The organism is uncultured Roseovarius sp. (assembly GCF_947259555.1).
Lineage (GTDB): Bacteria > Pseudomonadota > Alphaproteobacteria > Rhodobacterales > Rhodobacteraceae > Roseovarius.
The window spans coordinates 1-6,882 of sequence record NZ_CAMYMD010000050.1 but is presented as its reverse complement, the minus strand read 5'-3'; the positions used below and the strand labels follow the sequence as shown (position 1 = coordinate 6,882).

The 6,882-nt window shown below is 61.7% G+C and carries 6 protein-coding genes; 2 read left to right on the top strand and 4 right to left on the bottom strand.

The features are described 5' to 3' along the window. Positions 1-1,030: 1,030 nt before the first annotated feature. Positions 1,031-1,963 (bottom strand): ornithine cyclodeaminase family protein, encoded by a 933-nt coding sequence (locus Q0X85_RS08285; protein ID WP_297771300.1) that lies wholly within the window; start codon positions 1,961-1,963, stop codon positions 1,031-1,033. Between the two features lie 10 nt (positions 1,964-1,973). Further along, the gene (locus tag Q0X85_RS08280; RefSeq protein WP_297771299.1) at positions 1,974-3,101 is read right to left on the bottom strand and encodes a DSD1 family PLP-dependent enzyme; all 1,128 of its coding nucleotides are present in this window, start codon (positions 3,099-3,101) and stop codon (positions 1,974-1,976) included. 46 nt (positions 3,102-3,147) lie between these two features. Here Q0X85_RS08280 and Q0X85_RS08275 point away from each other — a divergent pair, with 46 nt between their 5' ends. Then, positions 3,148-4,098 (top strand): LysR family transcriptional regulator, encoded by a 951-nt coding sequence (locus Q0X85_RS08275; RefSeq protein ID WP_297771298.1) that lies wholly within the window; start codon positions 3,148-3,150, stop codon positions 4,096-4,098. A 349-nt stretch (positions 4,099-4,447) separates the two neighbouring features. On the opposite strand, the gene Q0X85_RS08270 is transcribed toward Q0X85_RS08275, so the two are convergent. Together Q0X85_RS08270 and Q0X85_RS08265 are read right to left on the bottom strand one after the other, a co-directional pair. Next, positions 4,448-4,855, bottom strand: a complete 408-nt coding sequence (locus Q0X85_RS08270) for a polymer-forming cytoskeletal protein (RefSeq protein WP_297771297.1) — start codon at positions 4,853-4,855, stop codon at positions 4,448-4,450. A gap of 177 nt (positions 4,856-5,032) precedes the next feature. Next, positions 5,033-5,329, bottom strand: a complete 297-nt coding sequence (locus tag Q0X85_RS08265; RefSeq protein ID WP_297771295.1) for a DUF4242 domain-containing protein — start codon at positions 5,327-5,329, stop codon at positions 5,033-5,035. 140 nt (positions 5,330-5,469) lie between these two features. Here Q0X85_RS08265 and Q0X85_RS08260 point away from each other — a divergent pair, with 140 nt between their 5' ends. Then, a complete protein-coding gene (locus Q0X85_RS08260) occupies positions 5,470-6,504 on the top strand; it encodes a GlxA family transcriptional regulator (protein ID WP_297771293.1) in 1,035 nt (344 codons plus the stop codon). The last annotated feature ends 378 nt before the right edge of the window (positions 6,505-6,882 follow it).

Genomic DNA, 6,882 nt, shown 5'->3' with positions numbered 1-6,882 from the left:
CGGACGCCATCATGAAGCAGCATCGCCTGACTTCGGAGAGAACCACGACCCCGGCGGACAACAAACCTAACGCCCTTGACACAACCGCGATCAGAGAACTGGTTCAGGAAGCCTCGCTGTTCGCTGCATATGATCTGAATTCACAGATCGCGGGACGAAGTTGCTCTTGGTGAAAGTCGGGATCAAAGCCGGCCATTGGCCTTGAGCGGACCTTTGCGCGGCAAACCCGGCGCGGAACAAGGCCGAAGGCCGCCGCGCCATCGGTCATGCCGGAGGCATGCTTTCAGCATGACCCGCCCCCACGGACTGGCGATTTGTCTAAGTCAACGCGCCAATTAGAGTTTTTCGGATTTGGCAGATATAAAGTGCACTGCAAGATCGCCAGCCCGCGGCCTGGCAATGGCGCGGCTCACTGCAACGGCAGCAATAGGCCAAGCCAAGCCGAGGATCGTTTCTAACGCAATCGACAGTCTGGGCTCCTTGCGGTCATCGGATGCGGTGCAGCATCGGTATCACATTGCCGCCTCCGCTCAGCATGAGCGACCTAAACCCGACCTTCAGAACTAAATGGCTCTTGCAGTGTAGCTTCTCAAAAGCAGTCGTTGCTTCACATATTTTGGATGAGCATACTCGGGCGCAAAGTGAAATTGGAAGAGATCATGGCTGAGCAAGATTGCATCTGTGGGTGTGGAGAAAAACTAAGGGTGGCAAATTTTGCCCCGGGCATGATCAAAAGCTCAGGAAATCTATAGAGGATGCAGTGGGTGGCTTAGAAAGCTTACGGTCAATTGCAGAGGGCCATGTAGGTAAACCTATCTCCACTCGGCCTACAGAGTAACATCGGCCCATTGCTGGCGCTCACTTCATCGGTCAGCGCTACAGCGCAGCTTCACCGAACCGGCCATTCATGGCCCGCGCAGCATTTTCAATCGGCGAATGACGGCAGAACGGACTTTGCTGCCAACCGACTTGTCCCACACAGGTCCCAGGCCGCGCGCGGCGGCAATGGAGCAGCCAGGACTACCTCTGCCTATCTCTTGGCAGCGCTCGCAGTGTTTCGATCGAGGATGGCTTTCGCCATGTGAAGGTCCTGAAGCGAGATGCCCGAGCTGTCGAATATTGTGATCTCCTTCTCATTTTGGCGGCCCGGCGCGTCGCCAGACAAAACCGCTCCGATGGCAGTCGGGGTTGCTTCGGGGCCCGCGTGCTGGAACTCGCCGATGCGCACCGACTGTTCCGGAAGATCGCAGAAGAGATGGGCGCTCCGAAAAAGATCGCTGGGAAGTTCCTGTTTGCCCTTGGAGTCAGACCCCATGGAGGAAATGTGCGCTCCCAGGCGGACCCATTCGGCCTCGAAGAGCGGCTCGGTGGCCGTCGTTGCCGTGACAATGATGTCTGCGGCACGGACAGCCGTTTCCGCTGCTGCGGCCTCGGCCGGTAACCCCGCGTTGCGCAACCGTTCGACGAAGGCGTCGGTACGGGAGGGATCTCTGCCGACCACCAGCAGACGGGACAGCTTTCGGACGCGCGCGACAGCCCGCGCCTCGTAGGAGGCTTGGTGGCCGGTTCCGAACAGGGTCAGGACTTCGGCACCCGGGCGCGCCAAGGCATCGGTTGCCACCGCATCCGCCGCGGCGGTGCGGTAGCAGTTGACGGCGGAACCCTCGACCAATGCACCGATACGTCCGGTGTTCTGGTCGATCAGCAGGATGGTCGAGGCATGGCGCGGTAGACCGCGTGCATCGTTCGTTGGGAAGTATGCACCGACCTTCAGCCCGGCCAGTTCTGCACCCGACGCCGATTTGATGGTGAAACGGTTCTGCGGATCACTGCCATGGGCAATCACCACCGGAAAACTCGCATCACCATGCGCGACGGCGGCGATGAGGGCGTCGCGCACCGCTGCGAAGGCAAGTTCTGGCGTGACGATGGCAGAGGACTGCGCTTCGGTGATGAGGATCATGTCCGTCTCCTTACCAGCCCCCGAAGCGGGGCCAAGTCTGCATGGGACCGCCGACCTGCAGCAGCACGTTGTAGCGGTCATGCTGCGCGGCGGTCGCGCAGGCGTGGTTGGGCAGGATGCGCAGGCGGGTGCCGACGGGCAGGTCCGGCATCGGACCATCTACGCCGGAACGGAGCGAGACGATCCCGTGCTCCTGATTGGCGCTGCTCACAATGAGGTCGGGCAGAACCCGGCCGTTCTCGTCGCAGACCAGTCCGTAGCCCTGATCCACATCCTGCGCCGCCGTCCCGCGGTCGCGGGACAGGGCCATCCAGCCCGCGTCGATCATCGTCCAGCCCTTTGCCGGCTGATGTCCGATCACGGTCGTCAGCACGCTGAGGGCGATGTCGTCCACGGCGCAGACGTCTATCCCCGCCATCACGAGGTCGAAGAACATGTAGACCCCGGCCCGCAGTTCCGTCACGCCAGTCAGATCGCGTGCGGCGTGGGCGGTGGGTGTCGATCCGACACTTACGGTCGGGCACGGCAGACCTACATCACGCAGCGCCTCGGCTGCCGAGACGACCGCCTTGCGCTCCAGTTCTGCGAACTCGGCATGGGCGCGGGTGCCGCGCACTGTGTAGCTTTCGCCCGCATGGGTCATCACACCGCGTAGACAGCCGCTGTCGTGCAGGATGCGTCCGACATGGACCAGAACGGGATCGTCCGGTCGAAGCCCCCCGCGATGGCCGTCGCTGTCGATCTCTATCAGGGCGAGAACCTCCGCCTGCGCTACGGCCTGCGCCTGTGTCTCGCTATCGAGGATCACCACAAGATCGCAGCCCCGAGCACGCAGCGCCTGCACGCGTTCCAGCTTCTGCGGGGCTATACCAACGGCGTAGAGAATATCGGCGTGCCCTGCATCGTAGAACACTTCTGCCTCGGCCAGGGTCGAAACCGTGATCGGACCGGGCACACCGCCCGTCAGTCGGCGCGCGGCCTCGACGGATTTCGCTGTTTTCAGGTGAGGGCGTAGCGAAACACCCAGTCTCTCTGCGCGCCCAGACAGTCGCGCGATGTTTTGCATAATCCGCGACTCGTCCAACAGCAGCGCTGGTGTGGGCAGAGCATCAAGGCTTGAGAGGTCGGGCGCCATCATCGGGCAATCCTCCATCAGTGCCGGAGGCTTAGCACCCTAAGCATTCATGACATATTCACTTCTTCTAAAGCCTGTATTAAGCTGGGCCTTAATGCTCGACGTGTCCGATCTCCGCTTTCTCACCGCACTCTCCGTCGCACCGAGCCTCGCGGCAGCTGCGCGCGGTCTGAACGTGACCCCACCCGCGGTTTCGCAACGACTGGCGGTGCTGGAAGACCGGCTGAGATTGCGGCTCATCGAGCGCGGTCGCGGGCAACTCAGGCTGACGGCAGAAGGAGGTTATCTCGTCGACCGGGCGAAGATCATTCTGGACGATGTCGAAAGCCTGTCGGAGGAGATGTCTGCTCGGGCGGGCCGGATCGAAGGGCCGCTCCATGTCATTGCTCCCTTTGGCTTCGGGCGTCTGCGCGTAGCCCCGGTTCTCGCACGCTTCGGGAACGACAACCCGGATCTACGGCCGACGCTCAGCCTCAGCGAAGATCCCGTCGGCGCGATGAACGACGGGCTTTGGGACGTCCTGATCCATGTCGGGCGGTTGCCGCACCTGAGGATCACGCAGCGCAAGCTTGCGCCGAACCGCCGCCTCCTTGTCGCGTCGTCCGAGTATGCCAGACGTTTCGGCCTTCCGCAGCGCCCCGAAGACGTGTCGGGCCACAGAGTCGGCGTGGTTCGCGAGAACCGGGCCGACACCACCCTTTGGCCGCTGACGGGTCCGGATGGCGTCGAGACCAGCCTGCGTGTGCAGCCGGTCTTTGGCTGCAACGACGGCGAAGTTCTGCGTCTCTGGGCGCTGGACGGGTACGGTATCGTTGAGCGCTCCGAATGGAGCGTTTCGGGCGATCTCAGCGCCGGCAGAGTGGTGCGCGTGCTGCCGGACTGGTCGCTCCCGGACGCCGACATCGTGGCTTTGCTGAACCCACGCACCGTGCGCTCGCAGCGTATAGACAAGTTCGTTGACCACCTCACGGCGGAGATCGGCGCGCCGCCAATATTCTGACCAACGCAGCCGAAGAGCGTCTTCAGGCCACAGCAGCCCGCGTTCAGTTCAACTCGATAAACCTCTTCGAAGGGCTCTCCGCCAACTTGTGGCGGTGCAGAACCGAGCACAGTGATCAACGTGACTGAATGTCAGCTTCCAGCCTTTCGGCTCGGTCGCCGCAGCTAATTCACACTTTCCGCCCTGTCTGCTGGGCAGCAATAACGGCCCATTCCTGCCGCTCGCCGCCTGATCCAAAGCCGCATCGCAGCGTCACCGAAGCGGCCACTCGCGCATCGCGCCGCATTTGGAGTGATTGAGGTGCAAAAGCACAAATGTGACTTTACCGCGTAGCGATACTGGAATTGCCCTATTGCCGCCCTGTGATATCGATCTTGCCCTTAACTTTGGCGCCGCTTTCCGTTGCCATCACCTTGGCTACGACATCAGCCTGAACCTGAGAAGTCGATGCAAGCTTTAGATCGTCGCACTTCAAACTGCCAGTGTGGCAGCCTTCAACCGCGATTTTCGTTGCCGACATTGCCCCGTCAACCGAACCGCTCAGCTGAACGGTGATCATCTCAGCGGTGACATCCCCAACCACGCGACCTTTGATGTCGACACTGCCCTCGCTTGATCTGATGTTGCCTTCGATCATCAGATCTTCTTCAATAATTGAGCTCGGCACATTGAAACCCTTTGGCTGAGATATTGGCGACCATAGAATGAAAACTGGGATTTGAACACCGTCGTCGAAGGTGGCCTCGAGCGAGTGCAAGCGCAGGAAGTCACCGTGCGCGTATTTGCTGCAGCGTCAGCGACCGCCGGACTCGCGCAATTCCGACAGTGCCTCCGCAGCTGATCCCGACCCATCACCGAAAGCGGCACACAGTTCGAAGCTTCTTGCCGCTTTTTCTGGGACTTGATGCGTTTCGGGATCAGAGCCCGTTGTCTGTCAGACAGCGGTCACCGGCGCGGGATCGTCGCGCTTGACGGCTGTGCCACGGACCAGGTTTACGTCTTCGGCTGGTGCGCCAATGCGTTCGGCGTGTTCACGTATGGCGTCGCGGTCGCAGGCCTCGTAGACGCAGACCGAACCGATGCGGCCGTCGTCCTCCGTCACGGCGTAGCTGCGGATCCAGCGGAGCCGGTCCTTCATCTCCTCGCCGACCTCGAGAGATTTCTCGTTGGTCGCCGCGAGTTCCTCTTCGGTCGTCCAGATGCCGCGACGGCGAATGACGTAGAGTTCCATCTTTGCCTCCTTCTGTTTTCGTTCGCAGAAAAAAGTATGGTGCCACAAGGCGCGCATCGACACCCGGCCATGCAGACAGAACCCGGGGGCGATTCTGCCATTTGTCTGCGCGGCAGGTGAATTATTCGCCAAGACATGGCATGATCAGCCCCATGGTGGAGAGTGACGACAGGCTGGATGTCGCGATCGTTCTCGTCAACGATGGCTATGCATCGACGGCGGTCGGCCCGATCGAGGTCTTTGCGGCTGCCGGCACGATGTGGAACGAGATGTGCGGCACCGATCCGGAGCCGCAGTTTCGCGTGACCACCGCATCAATCGACGGGGAGCCCGTCAAGAGCGCCTATGGCCTGCACATTGCGCCCGACCGGGCCATCGCGGATCTCGGTCCCGTCGATCTCGTCATGGTGTCGGCTTCGGGGCCGGTGCCTGCGGAATGGATGGCGCAGCACGCCGCGATCCCCTCTTGGTTACGGGAACGGTATCAAAGTGGCACGCGCGTCGCCGGGGTCTGTTCGGGCGTTGCATTCCTTGCCGAAGCCGGCCTGCTCGATGGCCGCCCGGCCACCACGCATTGGGGCGTCGCGGAAGGTTTCCGGCAGCGCTACCCGCAGGTCGACTGGCAGACGGACCTGCTTATCACCGAGGATGCCGGGCTCTACTGCGGCGGCGGCGTCAATGCCGCAAGCGATCTCAGTCTCCATCTCGTGGAACGGCTCTGCGGCCGCACCGTTGCGATCGAATGCTCCAAGGCGCTGCTTCTCGACATGCCGCGGCCTGACCAGTCCGGATACGCGCTGCTGCCGCTGGCGCGGCCCCATGACGATGCGAAGATCCGGCAGGCCGAAGATCGCCTGAGCAGGCATTTCGACCGGGACGTTCCGGTCGAGGAGCTTGCGGAGCTCTCGGGGATGAGTCGGCGCAATTTCGTGCGCCGCTTCAAGGAGGCCACGGGGCACAAGCCCGGGGTCTACTTGCAGATGATCCGCGTCACGGCCGCGCGGAGGATGCTTGAGGACGGTGCGCCGTCTATCGAGCAGGTCGGACTGTCTGTCGGTTACGAGGATGCTGCTTTCTTTCGCCGGATCTTCAAGCGGTACAGCGGAATCACGCCGTCGGCCTATCGCGACCGGTTTCGGCTGCGCGGGGGGGTGGCACCGGAACCAGGCTGCTGACGGATGTCACCTCGACGTGGAAGAGGACGCGAAATTCGCGCGCGAACGCGAGAACATACGCTGCGTAGCTCAGGACAACACCAACGAGTTCGGGCCTTCAATCTGTAAGCCACCTCGCTGCAAGGGCGGCCCAGAGCCGATGTCTGAAAATTGCTTTCTACGGTGCGGTGCGACCCATCGCAGCGGAATCTCGCTACAATTGCAAAATCTGAATTCGTGCAGCTGCCAATCTGTGGACAATGAGGAACTCTTCGAGATATGGGCAAAAGTTGGTGACGCCTGATCAGGCGGCGGCTTGAACGTGGCGGAGCCCGTCGCGGAACTCAACCCCTTGGATGATCTCGGGCAGGCGATTTTGGCCGTCGAGTTTGCGCCATT

Excerpts from the sequence above, each read along its gene's own strand:
- Q0X85_RS08285 (WP_297771300.1), bottom strand. The coding sequence starts at position 1,963 with ATGATCCTCATCACCGAAGCGCAGTCCTCTGCCATCGTCACGCCAGAA.
- Q0X85_RS08280 (WP_297771299.1), bottom strand. The coding sequence starts at position 3,101 with ATGATGGCGCCCGACCTCTCAAGCCTTGATGCTCTGCCCACACCAGCG.
- Q0X85_RS08275 (WP_297771298.1), top strand. The coding sequence starts at position 3,148 with ATGACATATTCACTTCTTCTAAAGCCTGTATTAAGCTGGGCCTTAATG.
- Q0X85_RS08265 (WP_297771295.1), bottom strand. The coding sequence starts at position 5,329 with ATGGAACTCTACGTCATTCGCCGTCGCGGCATCTGGACGACCGAAGAG.
- Q0X85_RS08260 (WP_297771293.1), top strand. The coding sequence starts at position 5,470 with ATGATCAGCCCCATGGTGGAGAGTGACGACAGGCTGGATGTCGCGATC.